This window comes from Streptomyces sp. NBC_00236, assembly GCF_036195045.1.
GTDB lineage: Bacteria > Actinomycetota > Actinomycetes > Streptomycetales > Streptomycetaceae > Streptomyces.
This window is the reverse complement of record NZ_CP108100.1, coordinates 3,783,659-3,805,784: the sequence shown is the minus strand read 5'-3', so window position 1 is coordinate 3,805,784 and position 22,126 is coordinate 3,783,659. Positions and strand designations below refer to the sequence as shown.

The following is a 22,126-nucleotide window of genomic DNA, read 5'->3' as shown; positions in this document are numbered from 1 at the left end:
AGGACGGACGACGGGGAGACTACGCAGCTCCGGCCGAGGCGGAACCGGTCGCGAGCCGGTCCCCGATGGCTCGCAGCCCTGCGAGGTCATGGACATCTCCGGGCAGCGCGGCCACCGCGGTCACGGCCACCTCGGGATGCAGCGCGGTGAAGCGGTCGCGTGTGTGCTGTTCGCGCGCGACCACCTGCATCCGTTCGGCATGCAGGCGCAGCAGACCGGCCGTCAGCTGTTCGACGGTCACGGCGTCAGCGGTAGCTGTGTTCGGTGCGGCGTCGGTACGGGTGTCCGCTTCGGCGTCCGGGATGTCGGCGGGGTCATGCTCCGAGGCGTGCTCGGACGGTTCGGGGGTGGCGGCTCCTGCGGTGTCCGGGGTCGTTGCGGAACCGGCCGCGGGGGATTCGGCGGGCTCACGAAGTCCAGCCTTCCCGGCCCCCTGATCCACAATGCCGTCGGCATCAAGATTTTCTGCGGCGGCCAGCGCGCGCTCAGCGGAGAGCCGGGCGGCGTCACTGCCGTGGACCCGGTTGAGCACCAGACCGGCCAGCGGCATGTCCTCCGCGGCCAGCCGCTCCACGAAGTACGCGGCCTCGCGGAGCGCGTCCCGCTCGGGTGTCGCGACGACGAGGAACGCCGTGCCCGGTGCCTGGAGGAGCTTGTACGTGGCATCGGCACGGGTCCGGAATCCGCCGAACATGGTGTCCATCGCGGCGACGAAGGTCTGCACGTCCCGCAGGAACTGGCCACCGAGCAGCTTGCCCAGCGTTCCCGTCATCATCGACATGCCCACGTTGAGAAACTTCATTCCGGCCCGGCCGCCCATCTTGGCCGGGGCCATCAGCAACTTGATGAACTTGCCGTCCAGGAACGAGCCCAGCCGCTTCGGCGCGTCCAGGAAATCCAGGGCGGACCGTGACGGCGGAGTGTCGACGACGATCAGGTCCCACTCGTCGCGCGCCCGGAGCTGACCGAGCTTCTCCATCGCCATGTACTCCTGCGTACCGGCGAAACCGGCCGACAGGGACTGGTAGAAGGGGTTCTCCAGGATCGCCCGGGCCCGCTCCCCGTCCGCGTGCGCCTCGACGATCTCGTCGAAGGTCCGCTTCATGTCGAGCATCATGGCGTGCAGCTCGCCGGCGCCCTCGGTCCCGACGCCCGTCACCCGGCGTGGGACGTTGTCCAGCGAGTCGATGCCTATGGACTGGGCCAGCCGGCGCGCCGGGTCGATGGTGAGGACGACGACCTTGCGGCCGCGCTCGGCCGCCCGTACGCCGAGGGCCGCCGCGGTCGTCGTCTTGCCGACGCCGCCCGAGCCGCAGCACACGACGATCCGGATGCCCGGGTCGTCGAGCAGGGCGTCGGTGTCCAGGGAGGGGGCCGGGGCCGTGCCGGCGGTCGTGCCGGTGCCGGTGCCCGCGTCGGCGTTCGTGCCGGTGTCGGTGCCCGCGTCGGCGTTCGTGCCGGTGCCGGTGCCCGCGTCGGTACGCGCCTCCGTGTCCGGGCCCGTGCCCGTGTCCGATGTCATGAACCCACCCCTTGTCCGGCCGCCCCGTCGCCCACGCCCTGCTTGCGCAGTTCCTCCGCCAGTTCGTACAGCCCGGCCGGGTCCACGCCCTCGCCGATCAGCGGGAGTTCGTACATCGGCAGCCCCAGCCCCGTCAGTACGGCGCGCTGCTCACGCTCCAGCTCCACCCGCTGGGCGTGCTCGGCCGCCTGCGCGACCAGGGGCCGTACGAGTCCTGCGGAGCCGGTCACGCCCGCCCGGGTGAGGGTCTTGGCGATCTCCTTGCGACGGCCGCCCGCGGCGGTGCGCAGCGCGTCCTCGTCCAGCAGGTGCGGGCGCACCATGTTCACGATGACCCGGCCCACCGGAAGTTCGGCGGCGCGCAGTTCCGTGATGCCGTCGGCGGTCTCCTGGACCGGCATCTCCTCCAGGAGGGTCACCAGGTGCACCGCCGTCTCGGGGGACTTCAGCACCCTCATCACGGCCTGCGCCTGATTGTGTATCGGGCCGATCCGGGCCAGCCCCGCCACCTCGTCGTTCACGTTGAGGAAGCGGGTGATCCGGCCGGTCGGCGGGGCGTCCATGATCACGTAGTCGTAGACGAACCGGTTCCGCTTGTCCTTGCGGCGCACCGCCTCGCACGCCTTGCCCGTCAGCAGGACGTCCCGGACACCCGGCGCGATGGTGGTGGCGAAGTCGATCGCGCCGAGCTTCTTCAACGCCCGGCCCGCGCTGCCGAGCTTGTAGAACATCTGGAGGTAGTCGAGGAGGGCGCGCTCGGCATCGATCGCCAGTGCGTACACCTCGCCGCCGCCCGGTGCGACGGCGATCTTGCGCTCCTCGTAGGGGAGGGAGTCCGCCTCGAAGAGCTGGGCGATGCCCTGTCTGCCCTCGACCTCGACGAGGAGGGTGCGCCTGCCCTCGGTCGCGAGGGCGAGCGCGAGGGCGGCGGCGACCGTGGTCTTACCGGTACCGCCCTTGCCGCTGACGACCTGGAACCTGCTCACGTATTCGAGCCTAACCAGTCGCGCCGCAGGCTACGCACGAGGCCGGGCGTCCCGTGGACCGGCCAGGCATTACAGTCGGGCCATGACCAAGTGGGAATACGCGACCGTGCCCCTTCTCGTGCACGCGACCAAGCAGATTCTGGACACCTGGGGCGAGGACGGCTGGGAGCTGGTCCAGGTCGTTCCCGGCCCGAACAACCCCGAGCAGCTCGTGGCCTACCTCAAGCGGGAGAAGGCCTGATGGCGGGCGCCGTCGAGGCGAAGCTCGCCGAACTCGGGCTGGCGCTGCCGGACGTCGTACCGCCGCTCGCCTCGTACCAGCCCGCCGTGCAGTCCGGGGTGTACGTGTACACATCGGGCCAGCTGCCGATGGTGGACGGCAAGCTCGCCGTCACCGGCAAGGTCGGCGCGGAAGTCACGCCCGACGAGGCGAAGGAACTGGCGAAGACCTGCGCGCTCAACGCGCTGGCCGCCGTGAAATCGGTCGCGGGCGACCTGGACCGGATCGCCCGTGTGGTGAAGGTCGTCGGGTTCGTCGCCTCGGCCACGGACTTCACCGGCCAGCCCGCCGTGATCAACGGTGCGAGCGAACTGCTCGGCGCGGTGCTCGGTGACAAGGGCGTGCACGCCCGCAGCGCCGTCGGCGTGGCCGTGCTGCCGCTGGACGCGCCGGTCGAGGTCGAGGTCCAGGTCGAGCTGACCGGAGCCTGAGCCGAAGCCGTACCGCTGCCGGGGCGTCGCCCCGATTCCACGGGATCCCGTCCGGTCGTGACGACCGGGCGGGATCATCTGTGTACGGGGCATGTACGGATCACCGCGCCCCTCGAACATCGGCACGGTTCCGGATAGCCTCCGGCCATGTCCAATGGTCAGTGGTACCCACCGGAATGGCCCGACCGGATCCGGGCCCTCGCCGCAGGCGAACTGACGGCGGCGGCCCCCAGGCGGGCCGCCACCGTGATGCTGCTCCGGGACTCCGCCGCGGGTACCGGGGACGGGCCCACGGTCCACATGCTGCGCCGCCGCACCTCGATGGCCTTTGCCGGAGGTGCGTACGCCTATCCGGGTGGCGGGGTCGACCCGCGCGACGACGACCGGCTCGTCGGCTGGGCCGGACCCGCGCTGGAGGACTGGGCGAAGCGGCTCGGAGTCGGTACGCCGGCCGAGGCCCAGGCGATCGTGTGCGCCGCGGTCCGCGAGACGTACGAGGAGGCGGGCGTCCTGCTCGCAGGTCCGACCGCGGGCACGGTCGTCACGGACACCACCGGTGCGGACTGGGAGGCCGATCGCGAGGCGCTGGTCGCGCGGGAGCTGTCGTTCGCCGAGTTCCTCGACCGGCGCGGGCTGGTGCTGCGCTCCGACCTGCTCGGTGCCTGGGCGCGCTGGATCACTCCGGAGTTCGAACCGCGCCGCTACGACACCTGGTTCTTCGTCGCCGCGCTCCCGGCCGGCCAGCGCACCCGCAACGCCTCGACGGAGGCCGACCGCACGGTGTGGATCGGTCCGGCCGAGGCGGCCGACGGATACGACCGGGGTGAGCTGCTGATGATGCCGCCGACGGTTTCCACGCTGCGTGCGCTCAGGCCGTACGCCACCGCCGCGCAGGCGCTGGAGGCGGCATCGGGCCAGGATCTCGCCCCCGTGCTCGCACAGGCCCGCCTGGAGGGCGGAGAGCTGGTGCTGAGCTGGCCGGGGCACGAGGAGTTCACCAAGCACATCCCGGCGGGCGGTGGTTCCGCATGAGTGACGCGGCAGCGCTGCCCGGACAGCCGCGCGGCGGGGTGCTGTCCGGTCCCGCAACGACCCGTGCGGTCAACGTCCTCGCGCCGAACGCGTCGGCCATGACGCTGGACGGCACCAACACCTGGATCGTCGCCGAGCCCGACTCGGACCTCGCGGTGGTCATCGACCCGGGCCCGCTGGACGACGCCCATCTGCGGGCGGTCATCGACACGGCCGAGCGCGCGGGCCGGCGGATCGCGCTCACGCTCCTCACCCACGGGCACCCCGACCATGCGGAGGGGGCGGCCCGGTTCGCCGAGCTGACCCGGACGAAGGTGCGGGCGCTGGACCCGGAGCTCCGGCTCGGCGACGAGGGCCTGGGCGCGGGGGACGTGATCACGATCGGTGGTCTGGAGATGTACGTGGTGCCGACCCCGGGACACACCGCGGACTCGCTCTCCTTCCATCTGCCCGCCGACCGTGCGGTGCTGACGGGCGACACGATCCTCGGGCGCGGGACGACGCTGGTGGCGCACCCGGACGGGCGGCTCGGGGACTACCTCGACTCGCTGCGGAGGCTGCGTTCGCTGACGGTCGACGACGGGGTGCACACGGTGCTGCCCGGCCACGGCCCGGTGCTGGACGACGCGCAGGGCGCGGTCGAGTTCTACCTGGCACACCGCGCACACCGCCTGGCCCAGGTGGAGACGGCCGTGGAGGCCGGGTATCTGACGTCGTCCCAGGTGGTGGCACACGTGTACGCGGACGTGGACCGGTCCCTGTGGCCCGCGGCGGAGCTGTCGGTGCGGGCGCAGCTGGAGTATCTGCGGGAGCACGGACTGATCTGACGGGCCGCCGGCCGTACGGATCCCGGGCGGGCGCTGCCTCGTACGGATCCGTACGGGCCCCGGCCTGTGACGGACGCGAGGGGCCCCGGCCTGTGACGTACGCGAGGGGCCCCGCCGGTGTCGGCGGGGCCCCTCGGGCGTTGCGTACGGAAACGGGTCAGCGGGACCGCTTGGCCAGCCGCTCCACGTCCAGCAGGATCACCGCACGGGCCTCCAGCCGCAGCCAGCCGCGGCCGGCGAAGTCGGCGAGGGCCTTGTTGACCGTCTCGCGGGATGCGCCGACCAGCTGGGCCAGCTCCTCCTGCGTCAGGTCGTGCACGACGTGGATGCCTTCCTCCGACTGGACGCCGAAGCGGCGCGACAGGTCGAGGAGGGCGCGGGCGACCCGGCCCGGCACGTCGGAGAAGACCAGGTCGGACATCTGGTCGTTGGTCTTGCGCAGGCGCCGGGCGACGGCGCGCAGCAGGGCCGTGGCCACCTCGGGGCGTACGTTCAGCCAGGGCTGAAGGTCGCCGTGGCCGAGGCCGAGGAGCTTGACCTCGGTCAGCGCGGTCGCGGTGGCGGTACGCGGGCCCGGGTCGAAGAGCGACAGCTCACCGATCAGTTCGCCGGGGCCGAGGACCGCCAGCATGTTCTCGCGCCCGTCGGGGGAGGTGCGGTGGAGCTTCACCTTGCCCTCGGTGACCACGTAGAGGCGGTCACCCGGGTCACCCTCGTGGAACAGCGCGTCGCCGCGCGCGAGGGTCACCTCACTCATCGAGGCGCGGAGCTCCGCGGCCTGCTCGTCATCGAGCGCCGCGAAAAGCGGGGCGCGCCGCAGAACGTCGTCCACGAGTTCTCTCCTTGTCGGCCTGTTCAGGGAACCGTGGTCCCCATCATGCCGGACGGTAAAACAGTGCGATCAATCACAAACCAGTTTGACGCACGCAGGTGCCGGAGCGTACGGCAGGGGGCCGATTGGCGGCGGATCTCCCGTGACGGGGCGGATGCGGGGGCCGAGCGCTGGGCCGGACGGGTGACTTGAGCGCCGGTGAGCGTGCAGGCCGAGAGGGCCGACCGGGTGTCGGCGGGCCGCGATTCAGCTGTGGGCGAACAGGGCGTCAGAGGGCTCCGAAATGGCGGGCAGGCGAGTCCTCCGGGTCGGGGGCGGGAGGTGCGGGCGGGGGTGCCCTCCCTGAATCACATACCCCCACCCAGTATCGGGATCTGGATTGACCTCATACCCCTAGGGGGTATCTACTACTGACGTGGGCCCGCACCCGCAGGTATCCCGCCCGCCCTATTCGCCGAGGAGTCCGTCATGAACACCGCATGGAAGATCACCGCCTTCACCGCCGGTCTCGCCACCGTCTTCGGCGCCTCGTACGGCATCGGTCACGCCACCGGCGGCCCATCTGCGAAGCCGGCCACCGCCACCCACGCGGGGCATGCCTCCGCCGCGCCTTCGGATCCGGCCTCCACGGACGGCGACGGAGCCCCGGACGGCGCCGGCCCGCTGCCCGGGGGCCTGCAGATCTCCGAAGGCGGCTACACGCTCAGCCTCGGCGACCCCTACGTCACCGCCGGTGCCCCCGCCGACCTGCGCTTCCGGATCCTCGGTGCGGACGGCGAGCCCGTCACCGCCTACCGGACCGCGCACGGCAAGGAGTTGCACCTCATCGTCGCCCCGCGCGACCTCTCCACCTTCCAGCACCTGCACCCCACCCGCGCCGCCGACGGGACCTGGCGGACCTCCGCCGCCCTGCCCGCCGCCGGCGAGTACCGCGTCTTCGCCGACTTCACCCCGGCCGGCGCCTCGCAGGGCCTCACCCTCGGCGCCGATCTGCATGCCGCCGGCGATCTACGGCCCGTACCGCCGGCCAGGACAGGGCGCACCGTCACCGTCGACGGCTACCAGGTCACCCTGACCGGCGACCTCGTCCCGGGCCGCTCCACGCGGATCGGCCTCGCCGTGGCCAAGGACGGCAGGCCCGTCACCGATCTCCAGCCCTACCTCGGCGCGTACGGCCACCTGGTCGCCCTGCGAGCCGGTGACCTGGCCTATCTGCACGTCCACCCCGACGGAGAGCCCGGCGACGGCACCGCGCCCGGCCCGGACATCACCTTCACCACCACCGCGCCGAGCCGGGGCGCCTACCGCCTCTTCCTGGACTTCCGGCACGGTGGCGTGGTCCGTACCGCGGCCTTCACGGTCACCGCCGCCGACAGCCCGGCGGAGGCTTCCCCCACGGCTTCGGCGGCTGCCTCGGCATCCGCGGAGCACGACGGGGATCACCAGCACTGAAGCACCCACCGCCCGATCCGCGCCTGAGGAGAACCGGCCCCGGGGCTTCGCCCCTTCGGCGTAGCCTTCTGGCATGGCAGAGAGCAAGGTCCGCAAGCCCGCGGCCGAACCGGTGGTGAAGGCGGCGGTGAAGCCGGGGAAACCGGAGTCGCGCCTGGCGATGGTGCGGCGTGCGCGGAAGATCAACCGGGTCCTGGCGGAGACGTATCCGTACGCACACCCGGAGCTGGACTTCGAGTCGCCGTTCGAGCTGCTGGTGGCCACCGTGCTGTCGGCGCAGACGACGGACCTGAGGGTGAACCAGACGACGCCGGCGCTGTTCGCGAAGTACCCGACTCCGGAGGACATGGCGATGGCCGTCCCGGAGGAGATGGAAGAGATCATCCGGCCGACGGGCTTCTTCCGGGCCAAGACCAAGTCGCTCATAGGCCTCTCCGTCGCTCTCCGGGACCGCTTCGGCGGCGAGGTGCCGGGACGCCTCGCCGATCTCGTGACCCTGCCCGGGGTCGGCCGCAAGACGGCCAACGTCGTCCTCGGCAACGCCTTCGGTGTCCCTGGCATCACCGTCGACACGCACTTCGGCCGGCTGGTCCGCCGCTGGAAGTGGACCGAGCAGGAGGATCCGGAGAAGGTCGAGGCGGAGATCGCGACGATCTTCCCCAGGAGTGAATGGACGATGCTCTCCCATCGCGTCGTCTTCCACGGCCGCCGCGTCTGCCACGCCCGCCGTCCCGCCTGCGGTGCCTGTCCGGTCGCCCCGCTCTGTCCTTCGTACGGGGAGGGCGAGACGGACCCCGAGAAGGCCAGGAAGCTGCTGAAGTACGAGATGGGCGGTCAGCCGGGCCAGCGGCTGAAACCGCCGTCGGACTACCCGGGCAGCCCCGCCCCCGCGCTGGGCGCAGGCTGACCCGGCGAGGCGCTCCGGAACGAAATGCGTGAGGACAGGCGTTGTGAAACGAGGGGTGCCTATGAAGACGCATGAACACAGCACGGACGCGGCCGCCGCCGCTGCACGGGACGCCGACGACGAAATCGCCGGCCACGCCGCGATCGACGTCACGACCGAGGGCCTGCCCGACTGGCTGGAACCAGTCGCCCGAGCCGCGCGGACCGTCGAGCCGCAGCAGCTCAGCCGCTTCCTGCCGCCCGCGAGCGGCGCCGGGCGGCAGTCCGCGGTGCTCGTCCTGTTCGGCGAGGGCGCACACGGGCCGGAACTGCTCCTGATGGAGCGCGCCGGAAGCCTGCGTTCCCATCCGGGCCAGCCCTCCTTCCCCGGCGGCTCGCTGGATCCGGCCGACGGTGACCAGGAGACGACGGGGCCGCTCCGGGCCGCGCTGCGCGAGGCGGAGGAGGAGACCGGCCTCGATCCGCACGGGGTGCAGATCTTCGGTGTGCTGCCGCGGCTCTACATCCCCGTGAGCAGTTTCGTCGTGACTCCCGTCCTCGGCTGGTGGCGTTCGCCCAGCCCGGTCGGGGTCGTCGACCCGGCCGAGACCGCCCGGGTCTTTACGGTGCCCGTGGCGGATCTCACGGATCCGGCCAACCGGGTGACCACGCGCCACCCGAGCGGCCACCGCGGCCCGGCATTTCTGGTCGAATCCGCACTCGTATGGGGGTTCACGGCAGGGGTGATCGACCGGATTCTGCACTTCGCGGGCTGGGAGCGCCCCTGGGACAGGGCCAAGCAGGTGCCGCTCGACTGGCGCGCATGACAGGCTGACTCCCGAGCTCCGCCGCCGGGCCCTTCCCGGCCACGGGGGAGACGTACGGGCCCGGTGACGAATCTGCGAGGCAATAGACGGTGAACGTGCTGGACATCCTGCTGCTGGCCGGCGCCGTGTGGTTCGCAGTCATCGGCTACCGCCAGGGGTTCGTCGTCGGCATTCTGTCGGTGATCGGGTTCCTGGGCGGCGGTCTCGTCGCCGTCTATCTGCTTCCCGTCCTGTGGGACCAGGTGACGGACGGCTCGGAGGTCTCGTCGACCGCGGCCATCGTGGCGGTCGTCATCGTGATCGTGTGCGCCTCGGTGGGCCAGGCCTTCACCACCCACCTGGGGAACAAACTCCGCCGGTACATCACGTGGTCGCCCGCGCGCGCCCTCGACGCGACCGGCGGCTCCCTCGTCAACGTCGTCGCGATGCTGCTGGTGGCCTGGCTGATCGGTTCCGCGCTGGCCGGTACGTCCCTGCCGACGCTGGGCAAGGAGGTCCGCAGCTCCTCCGTTCTGCTCGGCATCTCCCGGGTGATGCCGCCCCAGGCCTCCACCTGGTTCACGGACTTCTCCTCGGTCCTCGCGCAGAACGGCTTCCCGCAGGTCTTCAGCCCGTTCGCCAACGAGCCCATCACCGAGGTCAGGGCCCCCGACCCGGCTCTGGCCGGCAGCCCCGTGGCGGCCCGCGCCAAGGAGTCGATCGTCAAGGTCGTCGGTACGGCCCCGAGCTGCGGCAAGGTCCTCGAAGGCACCGGCTTCGTCTTCTCCGACCGCCGGGTGATGACCAACGCCCACGTCGTCGGCGGCGTCGACGAACCGACCGTGCAGATCGGCGGCCAGGGACGGCTGTACGACGCGAAGGTCGTCCTCTACGACTGGCAGCGCGACATCGCCGTACTCGACGTGCCGGACCTTGACGCGAAGCCGCTGCGGTTCACCGACACCGACCACGACGCCGCGACCGGGAACAGCGCGATCGTCGCGGGGTTCCCGGAGAACGGCTCGTACGACGTGCGCTCCGCGCGTGTCCGGGCCCGTATCGACGCGAACGGGCCCGACATCTACCACCGCGGCACCGTCCGCCGCGATGTCTACTCGCTCTACACGACGGTCCGTCAGGGCAACTCCGGCGGCCCGCTGCTGACGCCCGACGGCAAGGTGTACGGAGTCGTCTTCGCCAAATCGCTCGACGACCCCGACACCGGTTACGCCCTCACGGCCGACGAGATCCGCGAGGACATCACGCAGGGCCGTACCGCCAACCAGCAGGTCGACAGCCAGGGGTGCGCGCTCTAGGAGTTGTGTGGGCCGTAGGTCCCGCCTGCGGGGTGGCGGGACCGCGGATCATCCGCGCGGGTGGCGCAGCCGCGCCGAGACCCAGCGGGCCCGGCGGCGGAGGATGCGCGGAATGCCGAGCCGGGGATCATGCAGAACATGCATAGCGTGCACCCGGCCCTGGGGGCCGCCCCCCTCATGAGTGCCCGGTGCCGCCGTGGCGGTCGAGCGACGATTGCGTGCTGCGTCACCGAAGTCGTGCGTCCAGCCCATACCCGGACGTCTGCCCGTGACACGTGGTCGGTAACCGCCCATCCGCCAGCCAATTGGCCTATGCGGCAGGCAAGTGGCTGTTCGTCGGACATGTGTGCCCGTCGGCTAGCGGTCGGGCTCGGAATCCTTGAGCCAGTTGATGAGTTCGGCCGAGAACCCGGCCGGATCCTCCTCATGGGGGAAGTGACCCAGACCGTCGAAAAGTCGCCAACGGTACGGCGCCTCGACGTACTCGCCGGACCCCGCCGAACTACGGGTGCGGACCGCCGGATCGAGTGAGCCGTGCAGATGCAGGGTCGGCACCCGCACCGGCCGCTTCATGCGCCGGTTGAACTGGATTCCGTCCGGCCGCGCCAGCGAGCGGACCATCCAGCGGTAGGGCTCGATCGAGCAGTGCGCGGTCGACGGGATGGACATGGCACGCCGGTACACGCCCACCGCGGCGTCGTCCGGGAAGTCCGCGGTTCCCGGGCCCGCCCACTCGTGGATCAGCCGTCCCACCAACGCCGCGTCGTCCGCCACGAGCTGACGCTCAGGCACCCAGGGCCGCTGAAAGCCCCAGATGTACGAGCCGGCACGGGACTGGGCGAAGTCGGAGAGCATCGAGGAGCGCCACCGGCGCGGATGCGGCATCGAGGAGACCACCAGCCGGCGCACCAGCTTGGGACGCATCACCGCGGCCGTCCAGGCCAGGTAGCCACCCATGTCATGGCCGACCAGCGCGGCGTCCGGTTCGCCGAGCGAGCGGATCACGCCGGTGATGTCGAGAGCCAGGTTGGCGGGGTCGTAGCCGCGGGGCGTCCGGTCACTGCCACCCACCCCGCGCAGGTCCATCGCCACGGCGCGGAAGCCCGCGTCGGCGAGTGCCGGAAGCTGGTGGCGCCAGGTCCACCAGAACTGCGGGAAACCGTGCAGGAGCAGGACCAGCGGGCCTTCGCCCATTTCGGCGATGTGGAAGCGGGCACCGTTGGCCGCGACGTCCCGATGGGTCCAGGGGCCGTCGAGGCGGACGGGACCGCCCGCCGCGGACGCGGGGCCCGTTGGACCGCCGGGAGCGGGGGCGGCCGGGCCGGGGGTGTGGCCCGACGGACCGGCCGGCTTCTCGTGGCCGGCCCGGTCTTCCGGGCTCACCGGGCTCACAGGGCGAAATGCGCTGGAATCGGGGACCGTCATGTAGATGAGCGTGCCACAGCAGACGCCTTGTCCTGGACCGGACGGTTCTCGATGGCCTTGTCCGCAAGTGTGCTGCCGCCCACCGGCAGGATGGCGTCCGCGCCGACGCTCGGACGCGGGTGCGGCTTGACCCCCTGAAGGACGGCGGCGGTCTGCTTCGCCGAGGCGATGGACTTCTCCGGCGGCTTGACCTTCTTGAACTTGGCAAGGCCGAAGAGGGCGAGCAGGACTCCCAGCAGAATGAACGCACTGCCCACGATCAGGAACGACCAGGCCAGGCCGAGTCCCAGGTTGTGGATTCCGTACGCGGCCGCGAAGCTCAGTACCGGGATCGCGAACAGAATCAGCACACCCGTGACGATGAACGCCACGCTGCCGATGACGCCACGCTTGACGTCCTGCCGCACCTCGGCCTTGGCCAGGGCGATCTCGTCGTGCACCAGCGCCGACAGTTCGGCCGTCGCCGAGGCGACCAGCTGGCCGAGACTGCGGTCGGCGCTGCCCGCGTAATTGCCGGGGTCGCTCATCCCTGACTCCCTCTCCTGTTCAACACATCCGATGTCAGATCATGCCGGACTGTCCGGCTTGCTGCTCGCTGCCCCCGCCACTTGGGCAAGGCGGCGGTGCTCGGCCGCCTTCTTCTCGTAGAGCGCGGCCATCCGCAGGTGGTACTCCGGATCGTCCTGTTCGTAGATGTCCGGAATCCCGGACGCGTCCTCGTCGAGTTCCTCCGCGTCGAACAGCGCCCGGTATCTGCGTACCCGCAGTTTGAGCAGTACACCGGAGACTACGGCGGCAATCAGGGAACCGATGAGAACCGACGCCTTGATCTCGTTGATCATGTCGTCGTCGCCGGCGAAGGCGAGCTCCCCGATCAGCAGCGAGACGGTGAAGCCGATGCCGGCGAGTGCGGCGACGGCGAAGACATCGGCCCAGGCCAGGTCCTTGTTCAGCTCCGCCCTGGTGAACCGGGTGGCCAGCCACGTACCGCCGAAGATGCCGATTGTCTTGCCGACGACGAGCCCGAGGACGACACCGAGAGTTTCGGGCCGGGTGAACACCCCGGCCAGTGCGCCGCCGGAGAGGGAGACCCCGGCGGAGAAGAGCGCGAACAGCGGTACGGCGAGACCGGCCGACAGGGGGCGGACCAGGTGTTCGATGCGTTCGCCGGGGGAGTGCTCCTCCCCCTCGCGCCGGGTGCAGCGCAGCATCAGGCCCATGGCGACACCGGCGATGGTGGCGTGGATGCCGCTGTTGTACATCAGTCCCCAGATGACCAGGGCGAGCGGGACGTAGACGTACCAGCCGCGGACGTCGAAGCGCAGCAGGAGGTAGAAGACGGCGAGGCCGGCGAAGGCGCCGATCAGTGCGACGAAGTCGATGTTCTCGGTGAAGAAGACCGCGATGATCAGGATCGCGAAGAGGTCGTCGACCACGGCGAGGGTCAGCAGGAACGCGCGGAGCGCGGCGGGCAGCGAGGTGCCGATGACGGCGAGGACGGCGAGCGCGAAGGCGATGTCGGTGGCCGTGGGGACGGCCCAGCCGCCGGTGGAGCCGTCGCCGACCACCGTCACGAGCGTGTAGACGAGGGCCGGTACCGCCATGCCGCACAGGGCGGCGACGACCGGGAGCGCGGCCGCCTTGGGGTCGCGCAGTTCTCCCGCGACGAGTTCGCGCTTGAGTTCGACTCCCGCGACGAAGAAGAAGACGGCGAGCAGTCCGTCGGCCGCCCAGTGCGCCACGGACAGATGGAGGCCGAGGACCCCGGGCCCGAAGTGGAAGTGGCTGACGCTCGAGTAGCTCGATCCGAAGGTGTTCGCCCAGACGAGGGCTGCCACGGCTGCGACCAGGAGTATGACTCCGCCGACCGTCTCCGTGCGCAGGGCGTTGGTGAGGTAGTTCCGCTCGGGGAGCGGCAGACGGCCCAGGAAGGGGCGGCGAGGAGAAGGGGGTGCGGGGGTGGGCGTGGCCACGGGGGGAGACCTCCGGGTCGGTACGGCAGCGACGGCATGGTTGATGCACTTGCCGACCAGACTTCCCGGCACACCCTGTGGAGATTTCTTATCGTTTTTTTGATCAGCTGCCACTGTACCCGGGGTGCGCGGGGCGGTGACCGGTGATCGTCACCCTAAATGCCCGAAGGGCATCCGGCGCGTTGGCCGGATGCCCTTCGGGGCGTGCGCTGCTTGCGGGCTGTCAGTCCTCGGACGAGGCGGACGGAAGCTGGGTCTGGATGAGGTCCATGACCGAGGAGTCGGTCAGTGTGGTGACGTCTCCCAGGGCGCGGTTCTCGGCGACGTCGCGGAGGAGGCGGCGCATGATCTTGCCGGAGCGGGTCTTGGGCAGTTCGGCGACCGGCATGATCCGCTTGGGCTTGGCGATCGGGCCGAGCGTGGTGCCGACATGGTTGCGCAGCTCCGCGACCAGTTCGTCGGAGTTGGTCGCGGTACCCCGCAGGATCACGAACGCGACGATGGCCTGACCGGTCGTCTCGTCGGCGGCGCCGACGACGGCGGCCTCGGCGACTGCCGGGTGCGACACGAGCGCGGACTCGACCTCGGTGGTCGAGATGTTGTGCCCGGACACGAGCATGACGTCGTCGACCCGGCCCAGGAGCCAGATGTCGCCGTCCTCGTCCTTCTTGGCGCCGTCGCCCGCGAAGTACTTGCCCTCGAAGCGCGACCAGTAGGTGTCGAGGAAGCGCTGGTCGTCACGCCAGATGGTGCGCAGCATGGAGGGCCACGGCTCGGTGAGGACGAGGTAGCCGCCTCCGCCGTCCGGGACCTCACGCGCCTCGTCGTCGACGACGGTGGCACTGACGCCCGGCAGGGCGCGCTGGGCGCTTCCCGGCTTGGTCTCCGTGACCCCGGGCAGCGGCGAGATCATCATCGCGCCCGTCTCCGTCTGCCACCAGGTGTCCACGATCGGGCACTTGTCGGCGCCGATGTGCTTGCGGTACCACATCCACGCCTCGGGGTTGATCGGCTCACCGACCGAACCCAGGACCCTGAGGCTGCTCAGGTCGAACTTGGCGGGGATGTCGTCTCCCCACTTCATGAACGTGCGGATCGCGGTCGGCGCGGTGTAGAGGATCGTGACGCCGTACTTCTGGACGATCTCCCAGAAGCGCCCCTGGTGCGGGGTGTCGGGCGTGCCCTCGTACATGACCTGCGTCGCGCCGTTGGCCAGCGGGCCGTAGACGATGTACGAGTGGCCGGTCACCCAGCCGATGTCGGCGGTGCACCAGTAGACGTCGGTCTCGGGCTTGAGGTCGAAGACGGCGTGGTGGGTGTACGCGGCCTGTGTGAGGTAGCCGCCGGAGGTGTGCAGGATGCCCTTGGGCTTCCCGGTGGTGCCCGAGGTGTACAGGATGAACAGCGGCTGCTCGGCCTCGAACGCCTCGGGGGTGTGCTCGGTGGACTGGCGGGCGGTGATCTCGTGCCACCAGACGTCGCGTCCCTCGTTCCACGCGGTGTCCTGACCGGTGCGGCGGACGACGAGGACGTGCTCGACGCTCTCGATACGGGAGACGGCGTCGTCGACCGCGGGCTTGAGCGCGGAGGGCTTGCCGCGGCGGTAGCCGCCGTCGGAGGTGATGACGACCTTCGCGTCCGCGTCCTGGATGCGGGCGGCGATGGCGTCGGCGGAGAAGCCGCCGAAGACGACCGAGTGCGCGGCACCGATGCGGGCGCAGGCCAGCATCGCGACGGCGGCCTCGGGGATCATCGGGAGGTAGACGGCGACGCGGTCGCCCTTGCCGACACCGAGCTCGGTCAGCGCGTTCGCGGCGCGGGAGACCTCGTCCTTCAGTTCCGCGTAGGTGATGGCACGGCTGTCGCCGGGCTCGCCCTCGAAGTGGATGGCGACCCGGTCGCCGTTGCCCGCCTCGACGTGACGGTCCACGCAGTTGTACGCCACGTTGAGCTCGCCGTCCGCGAACCACTTCGCGAAGGGCGGGTTGCTCCAGTCGAGCGTCTCGGTCGGCTCGGTGGCCCAGGTCAGGCGGCGGGCCTGCTCGGCCCAGAAGCCCAGCCGGTCCGCCTTGGCCTGCTCGTACGCCTCCGCTGTGACGTTGGCGTTCGCGGCCAGATCGGCAGGCGGTGCGAACCGCCGCTCCTCACGAAGCAGATTGGCCAAGCTTTCGTTGCTCACGACATCTCCCAGTCCCAGGGTGTCCGTTGTGTCCCGGGGCATAGCTCATCAGGCCAGGGGCCGGGTGACAAGTGCCTGCCGGGAATTGGTTTAGACCTGTGTCTTCGTGTATGGAGACATGATCCCGCTTCCGCGGCGGGGGTGGTGGTGCACGTCGTGCGTGGGTGGGGTGCGGGTGTGCGGAAGCGGGACCACAAGGTCTCACGGACCTGGGGGCCAGGTGGTTCAGGCGCCGGTACGCGCCAACTCGGCCGGATCAGCTGACGCATGCGCAGGCAAGGGGCCGGAGAAAGGCGACGAGGAGGGTGATGGTGACGGGGATGGAGGAGACGCGCTGACCGGGTCGAAGACCTCGTCGAGCCCGTTGCCGGCACTGGCGCCCTCTGTCAGCAGATACGACTGTGCCTCGGCCACGTGGAAGTACATGCCGTGGAGCTGGAGGGTGCCCTCGGTGAGGCGGCGTGCCACAGACGGATGGGCCCGTAGATGGTCCAGTTGCTGGACGATGTTGGTGAGGCAGAGCTGCTCCACCGCGTCGGCGGGCATCCGGCCGGAGATCCGCGCCCAGGGCCGGTCGCGCGAGGCCATGCGCTCCAGGCTGGGGAGCCCGTGCCGGAGCCAGCGCCAGAGGGCGGTCTCAGAACCTTCCGGCCGGGTGCTGAGCAGCGCGTTCATCGCACCGCAGCCGGAGTGCCCGCAGATGGTGATGGACTCGACCCCCAGCACGTCCACCGCGTACTCGATGGCCGCACCGACCGAATGGTCGCCGGTCTCGGAGTCGGACGGTGGGACGAGATTGCCGATGTTGCGGACGGTGAACAGATCGCCGGGCCCGCTTGCCGTGATCATGCTCGTGACGAGCCGGGAGTCCGCGCAGGTGATGAACAACTGAGAAGGGCGTTGCCCCTCCCTGGCCAGTCTCGCCAGCTCCTCGCGGACCAGCGGCGCCGTGTTGCGCTGGAACGAGCTGAGACCGCTGACCAGCCGCTGGCTGCCGGTCGGCAGCGGTCGTGCGGACCGATGATCGGGCGTGAAGTGACCGGCGTGATCCAGTGAGGGGCCGGCGTCTGCTTCTGCGTGGCCGAGTGCCTCCGGGGCGGGGAAGGGGCTGGGCCGCGTCCCGCCCGTGTCCGACGCGTGGTGATCCGGACGCGCGGGTGGTTGCGCGGCTTCCGGTGTCTCGGTCGTGGGGTGGACGGAAAGGGCCTTGGTCTCAGTCGTCACCGCAGGTGCAGGTGCAGGTGCAGTCGCAGGTGCAGCGGCAGTCACAGCCGCAGCTGCCGGCGTCGGCATGCTCGGCTCCGTGCTCATACGGGGGTGTGCGCGGCTACCCGTAGCGGTGACGGGCACGTGCTCGGGTCCGTCGTGGCAGTGGTGATTGCGCCAGGGCGTCCAGGGTCGGCAGCAGGAGTGTGCCGCAGAGGCCGGCTCGGCGATTCTGCCCCCGGAGCGGCCGGTGAAGGCGACCCGGCCGCCGTGGGCGGCATGGGCGTTGCTCCAGTCATGGATCAGCTCGTACGCCGCGTGATCCATGAAGAAGCCGTCCAACTCGACGACCACGTCCGCATCCTGCGGCAGTTGGCCCAGTGCTCTGCTGAGACGGGGCACCGCAAGGAACGTCAACTGCCCTCGCACGACCACCAGATGCTGTCCATCGTGGTCGGAGGACGTAATCCGTGTCCGGGCCAGCCGGTGCAGGGCGACGGCCACCGCCACGGCGATCCCGATCGCCACGCCCTTGAGTACGCCGAAGAGCAGCACCCCGGTGATTGTCGCGCCGTACACCAGGAATTCCCGGTGCCTGTGGACGTTGCGGATGTGTGCGAAGTTCACCATCTGGATGCCGACCACCATCACGAGCGCACCGAGGGCGGCCAGCGGGATCCATTCCAGTGCGGTGACCAGGAACCCGGTGGCGAGCAGGACCCAGACGCCGTGCAGCACTGTGGAGGCGCGCCCGGTCGCTCCGGCCCGTACGTTCGCCGAACTGCGCACCGCGCCACCGGAGACCGCCAGCCCGCCGAGCAGACCGGAGATGGTGTTGGCGATGCCCTGCGCGCGGAGTTCGCGATCGAGATCGGAGCGTTTGACCGGGGGTGCGGCCGCGGCGGGGGACCCGTCCGGGGCATCGGCCGCCGGCTCGCCGGTCCGGATGTCTTCGCTTCCGGCGGCGGGCCCCGCCGACTGCTCGCGGCTCCGGTCCGCAGCCAGCTTGTCCACCGCGACGGCGGCGAGCAGGGATTCCAGACTGGCCACCAGCATCATCGTGAATACGGCTGTGGCGAGACCGAGCAACGGTCCCTGAGGCATTTCCGGCAGGGCGTGCGAGCGCCAGGACGGCAGGTCCACCCGGGCGATCGAAGGGGCTGCGAGAGCGGCCACCGCAGTCGCCATGGCGACCGAGGCCAAGGCTGCCGGGACCCGCCGCACCTTCCGTCCGGCGCGTCCCGGAATCCGAGGCCAGAGCACCAGGACGGCGATGGTGAGCCCGCCGATCAACGGTGCCGCCGGGCCCGCCCGCTCCAACTGGGCAGGCAGATGAAGGGCGTTGGAGACAGCTGAGCTCTGAGGCGAGCCGCCGAGCACGATGTGCAGTTGGGCGAGCGCGATCGCCACACCGATGCCGGCGAGCGTCCCGTGGACGATGGCGGGACTGACGGCCAGTGCGCTGCGCGCGGCCCGCAGTGAGCCCAGCACGATCTGAAGAAGGCCTGCACCGATGGTGATCGCGCAGGTGGTGCGCCAGCCGTAGATCTGGATCAACTCGGCTGTCACCACGGTCAGTCCGGCGGACGGCCCGGAGACCTGCAAAGGGGTTCCGCCGAGCAGGCCGGCGACGATGCCGCCGACTGCGGCGGAGATGAGGCCCGCTTCCAGTGGCGCGTCCATGGCGACGGCCAGGCCGAGCGACATGGGGATGGCCAGCAGGAAGACGGTGATCGATGCGGACAGGTCGGCACCCGCGATGCGGAATCGTCCGCCGCGGTGCGGCGGTGGCGGGCTGTGCGGTCGCTTGACTCCCGAGGATCGGGGAGGGCGCGAACTGCGGGATGAGTGGTCATGACGAGTGGGGACGCAGGCAGACATGTTTCCCGTCTCCTCCGGGGCAGCGCGGTCGCGGAACGTGGGGACGCGGCCGTGGGTCACGGCGTGCAGCGGCGGGATATCTCAACTCTCGGTAAACAGATCGTAATGGAGAGTAAAGATCTGTGTCCAGGATTAGGGGTAAATGGGCCATTGAAGCACCCGTTCCAGTGAATAAGCAGCTTTTCATGCGGCCTGTCGCCCGAATTTGTGTGCAGTGCGTGCGACTTTGGCCTCGCCGTCTCGGCACTTCAGCGCAAGTTTCCTGCAAGGAAGAGGGTGGGCGGATGATGGCCGCCGCGAAGAGGTTCGCCTTGGGTGTCATGGCCGTTGCGCTGGTCGCGGGAGTGGCTGGCTGCTCCGGGGCGGGCTCCGGCCCTGGCGGCTCCGGACCCGGTGCCGCGAACGGCGCCGCAGGGGCGAAGAAGAAGGCGGCCGAAGCGGCCCCCCGGAGCGCGGTCCGTGTCATCGGTGATGGGTCGACCGCCTTCACGGGTGCCCAGCCGAAGCAGCCGGCCGTGCGCCGTCTGGCGCCCGGTCAGAAGCCTCCGCAGTTCGTGGTGTTCTCCTGGGACGGGGCAGGGGAGGACAGCCAGCGGCTCTTCTCGCACTTTCGCGAGGTGGGGAAGAAGTATCACGCGAGCATGACGTACTTCCTCAGCGGCGTGTACCTGCTGCCGGAGGCGAAGCGCGAGCTCTACGACCCGCCCAAGCACAACGTGGGCAGCTCGGACATCGGCTTCAACGACACCGGGGGCATCAGGGACACCCTGGCCCAGGTCCGCGGTGCCTGGCTGGACGGCAACGAGATCGGCACTCACTTCAACGGCCATTTCTGCGGCAAGGACGGTGGCGTCGGCACCTGGTCGGTGGATGAGTGGAAGAGCGAGATCCGCCAGGCCAAGTCGTTCGTGAAGGGCTGGAAGAGCAACGATCCGGACCTCAAGGACGAGAAGTCACTGCCCTTCGACTACGACAAGGAGCTGATCGGCGGACGGACTCCCTGCCTGGAGGGGCAGAAGAACATGGTCGCGGCGGCACGCTCGATGGGCTTCCGCTATGACTCCAGCGGAGTCAACGACCAGGTCTGGCCGAAGAAGAAGGACGGCATCTGGGACCTCTCGATGCAGCTTGTCCCGGTGCCCGGGCGCGAGTTCGAAACCCTGTCGATGGACTACAACTTCATGTTCAACCAGTCCGGCACGACACAGGGTGATCCGGACCAGCACGAGTACTGGGGCGATCAGATGCGCGACGGTCTGCTCCAGGCCTTCGACCGCTCCTACGACGGGAACCGTGCCCCGCTGATCATCGGCAACCACTTCGAGTCCTGGAACGGTGGCACGTACATGCGCGCCATCGAGGAGACGATCGCGACGGTGTGTACCAAGGAGGGCGTGCGCTGCGTGTCGTTCAGGCAGCTTGCGGACTGGCTGGACGCGCAGGATCCGGCCACGCTCGCCAAGCTCGGCACGCTGAAGGTCGGCAAGGCGCCGAAGGCCGGCTGGGCATCGTTCCTCGGCAAATCCGCGAGCCCGGTCAAGGGCGACGAGCAGGGCCGGGCTGAGGCGAAGGAGCCTGTCGGGTCCGCGGGGAAGCAGGCCGACCGCTAGGGCGTGTTTCGGAAGTCCCGCCTGCTCGGCGACGCCTGGCACTTCCCCGAGCTCTCGGCTTCGCTCGAGCAGGGGAGGCCCCCTTGCTCGCCGCGTTGTCGGGATCATCCCGATACAACCAGTATCGGGGCGACCCTCCGCCTTGCGATCGCACGCACCAGGCGCCGCCGAGCCCGCCCTCCGGGCGGACGGCGCTACGTCCGAAACACGCCCTGGACCGCCCACGGAGAATCGGCCCGCAGCCGGCCCGTCACCGGACCGGCTGCGGGAAGCCGTTCGGCCGCCGGACCCACTGATGACGGTCCGGCGGCGATCCGTGGTCGGACCGGAGCCCGGGTCTGACCCGGGGCTCCGCTCCAGGGGTTCCCAGGAGTTGTCTCTGCGGGCTGGGAGAAGCGTGAGCCCTGGAGCGGCAGCCGGTCAGGCGGGAGGGCGGGCCGTGGAGCGGCAGCCGGTCAGGCGGGCTGCGCGGCCGCGGCCCGCGCCAAACGCTCGTCGAGTACGAACGCGGGGTCGACCTGGGCCGCCAGGTCGGCCCCCGTCTTCTCGTTGCCCCAGCTCTCCGCGTTCCTCAGGTGGAAGTGCACCATCTGCCGCGTGTAGCGCTCCCAGTCGCGCTGCCCGTACGAGTCCTCCGCCGCGTTCTGCAGGGCCTGCAGGGCCATCCGGTTGTCCGCCTCCAGCAGCTCGAAGCGGGCGGGACGACCCTTTTCCATGGCCCGCACCCAGTCGGAATGGCCGACGGTGACCAGCAGATCCTCGCCGACCTCGGCACGCAGGAACTCCAGGTCGTCCTCTCCCTGCACCTTGTTCCCGACCACCTTCAGCGCGACGCCGAAGTCCTGTGCGTACTCCTTGTACTGGCGGTAGACCGAGACGCCCTTGCGGGTCGGTTCTGCGACCAGGAACGTCATGTCGAACCGGGTGAACATTCCGGAGGCGAAGGAGTCCGAACCGGCGGTCATGTCGACCACCACGTACTCTTCGGGGCCGTCGACGAGGTGGTTGAGACAGAGCTCGACCGCACCGACCTTTGAGTGGTAGCAGGCCACCCCCAGGTCCGATTCGGTGAACGGGCCCGTGACCATCAGCCGGATGTCCCCGTCATCGAGCCCGACGGTGCGGGCGCAGGCGTCGTAGACGGGGTTGTCCTCGCACACCCGAAGCAGCCGGGATCCTTCGCCCGGCGGCGTTGTCTTGATCATCGTCTCGGCGGAGGCGATGCGGGGATTGCTGCCCCGCAGGTACTCCTTGATCAGTGGCAGCTGCGCTCCCATGGCGGGCAGTGCCGCCGCTTCCTGTTCGTCGAGGCCCAGCGCGGCCCCGAGATGCTGGTTGATGTCGGCGTCCACCGCGACGACGTGAGCTTCATTGGCGGCAAGGTGGCGGATGAAGAGCGAGGACAGCGTGGTCTTGCCGCTGCCGCCCTTCCCTACGAAAGCGATCTTCATGTTCACCTAGGGTAGCGGCATGACTGCGGTCC

At 70.2% G+C, this 22,126-nt stretch carries 19 protein-coding genes; 9 read left to right on the top strand and 10 right to left on the bottom strand.

Annotated features, from left to right (window positions below):
• Positions 1–19: 19 nt before the first annotated feature.
• Both OG446_RS17025 and OG446_RS17020 read right to left on the bottom strand, forming a co-directional pair.
• Positions 20–1,522: an ArsA family ATPase gene (locus tag OG446_RS17025; RefSeq protein WP_328894850.1), complete on the bottom strand. Its 1,503-nt coding sequence runs from the start codon at positions 1,520–1,522 to the stop codon at positions 20–22.
• Positions 1,519–2,508 carry an ArsA family ATPase gene (locus OG446_RS17020; RefSeq protein WP_328894849.1) on the bottom strand — a complete coding sequence of 330 codons (990 nt, stop codon included), beginning with the start codon at positions 2,506–2,508 and terminating at the stop codon, positions 1,519–1,521. Before OG446_RS17020 ends, OG446_RS17025 begins: the two co-directional genes overlap by 4 nt.
• Positions 2,509–2,590: 82 nt before the next feature.
• On the opposite strand from OG446_RS17020, the gene OG446_RS17015 reads away from it, so the two are divergent.
• From OG446_RS17015 to OG446_RS17000, 4 genes are all read left to right on the top strand, one after another.
• A complete protein-coding gene (locus tag OG446_RS17015) occupies positions 2,591–2,749 on the top strand; it encodes a DUF4177 domain-containing protein (RefSeq protein WP_003967454.1) in 159 nt (52 codons plus the stop codon).
• Positions 2,749–3,219, top strand: coding sequence for a RidA family protein (locus tag OG446_RS17010; protein WP_219573178.1), 471 nt, complete (start codon positions 2,749–2,751; stop codon positions 3,217–3,219). The genes OG446_RS17015 and OG446_RS17010 overlap by 1 nt, the downstream gene beginning before the upstream one ends.
• A 147-nt stretch (positions 3,220–3,366) precedes the next feature.
• Complete coding sequence (locus OG446_RS17005) at positions 3,367–4,251, top strand: NUDIX hydrolase (protein WP_328894848.1); 885 nt, start codon at positions 3,367–3,369, stop codon at positions 4,249–4,251.
• Positions 4,248–5,078, top strand: coding sequence for an MBL fold metallo-hydrolase (locus OG446_RS17000; protein ID WP_328894847.1), 831 nt, complete (start codon positions 4,248–4,250; stop codon positions 5,076–5,078). Before OG446_RS17005 ends, OG446_RS17000 begins: the two co-directional genes overlap by 4 nt.
• A gap of 157 nt (positions 5,079–5,235) precedes the next feature.
• Here OG446_RS17000 and OG446_RS16995 read toward each other — a convergent pair whose 3' ends face one another.
• On the bottom strand, positions 5,236–5,910 hold the full coding sequence (locus tag OG446_RS16995; RefSeq protein WP_123460131.1) for a Crp/Fnr family transcriptional regulator: 675 nt from the start codon (positions 5,908–5,910) through the stop codon (positions 5,236–5,238).
• A gap of 468 nt (positions 5,911–6,378) precedes the next feature.
• On the opposite strand from OG446_RS16995, the gene OG446_RS16990 reads away from it, so the two are divergent.
• The 4 genes from OG446_RS16990 (at position 6,379) to OG446_RS16975 (ending at position 10,369) form a co-directional block, all read left to right on the top strand.
• Positions 6,379–7,362 carry a hypothetical protein gene (locus OG446_RS16990; protein ID WP_328894846.1) on the top strand — a complete coding sequence of 328 codons (984 nt, stop codon included), beginning with the start codon at positions 6,379–6,381 and terminating at the stop codon, positions 7,360–7,362.
• A gap of 73 nt (positions 7,363–7,435) precedes the next feature.
• The gene (gene nth, locus OG446_RS16985) at positions 7,436–8,269 is read left to right on the top strand and encodes an endonuclease III (protein WP_328894845.1); all 834 of its coding nucleotides are present in this window, start codon (positions 7,436–7,438) and stop codon (positions 8,267–8,269) included.
• 61 nt (positions 8,270–8,330) lie between these two features.
• Positions 8,331–9,074, top strand: a complete 744-nt coding sequence (locus OG446_RS16980; protein WP_328894844.1) for an NUDIX hydrolase — start codon at positions 8,331–8,333, stop codon at positions 9,072–9,074.
• Positions 9,075–9,163: 89 nt separating this feature from the next.
• The gene (locus tag OG446_RS16975; protein ID WP_328894843.1) at positions 9,164–10,369 is read left to right on the top strand and encodes a MarP family serine protease; all 1,206 of its coding nucleotides are present in this window, start codon (positions 9,164–9,166) and stop codon (positions 10,367–10,369) included.
• Between the two features lie 48 nt (positions 10,370–10,417).
• On the opposite strand, the gene OG446_RS16970 is transcribed toward OG446_RS16975, so the two are convergent.
• The 6 genes from OG446_RS16970 to OG446_RS16945 all read right to left on the bottom strand — a co-directional run bounded on the left by OG446_RS16970 (position 10,418) and on the right by OG446_RS16945 (position 19,033).
• Complete coding sequence (locus OG446_RS16970) at positions 10,418–10,621, bottom strand: hypothetical protein (protein WP_328894842.1); 204 nt, start codon at positions 10,619–10,621, stop codon at positions 10,418–10,420.
• Positions 10,622–10,726: 105 nt separating this feature from the next.
• Complete coding sequence (locus OG446_RS16965) at positions 10,727–11,794, bottom strand: alpha/beta fold hydrolase (protein ID WP_328894841.1); 1,068 nt, start codon at positions 11,792–11,794, stop codon at positions 10,727–10,729.
• Complete coding sequence (locus OG446_RS16960) at positions 11,791–12,321, bottom strand: phage holin family protein (RefSeq protein ID WP_328894840.1); 531 nt, start codon at positions 12,319–12,321, stop codon at positions 11,791–11,793. The genes OG446_RS16965 and OG446_RS16960 overlap by 4 nt, the downstream gene beginning before the upstream one ends.
• Before the next feature lie 39 nt (positions 12,322–12,360).
• Complete coding sequence (gene nhaA / locus OG446_RS16955; RefSeq protein WP_328894839.1) at positions 12,361–13,767, bottom strand: Na+/H+ antiporter NhaA; 1,407 nt, start codon at positions 13,765–13,767, stop codon at positions 12,361–12,363.
• A 223-nt stretch (positions 13,768–13,990) separates the two neighbouring features.
• On the bottom strand, positions 13,991–15,988 hold the full coding sequence (gene acs / locus OG446_RS16950; protein WP_328894838.1) for an acetate--CoA ligase: 1,998 nt from the start codon (positions 15,986–15,988) through the stop codon (positions 13,991–13,993).
• Between the two features lie 183 nt (positions 15,989–16,171).
• Complete coding sequence (locus OG446_RS16945) at positions 16,172–19,033, bottom strand: bifunctional SulP family inorganic anion transporter/carbonic anhydrase (RefSeq protein ID WP_328894837.1); 2,862 nt, start codon at positions 19,031–19,033, stop codon at positions 16,172–16,174.
• A gap of 284 nt (positions 19,034–19,317) precedes the next feature.
• Here OG446_RS16945 and OG446_RS16940 point away from each other — a divergent pair, with 284 nt between their 5' ends.
• Positions 19,318–20,643, top strand: a complete 1,326-nt coding sequence (locus tag OG446_RS16940) for a hypothetical protein (protein ID WP_328894836.1) — start codon at positions 19,318–19,320, stop codon at positions 20,641–20,643.
• Between the two features lie 455 nt (positions 20,644–21,098).
• Here the strand turns inward: OG446_RS16940 and OG446_RS16935 are convergent, their stop codons facing one another.
• Positions 21,099–22,094, bottom strand: a complete 996-nt coding sequence (locus OG446_RS16935) for an ATP-binding protein (protein WP_328894835.1) — start codon at positions 22,092–22,094, stop codon at positions 21,099–21,101.
• Between the last annotated feature and the right edge of the window lie 32 nt (positions 22,095–22,126).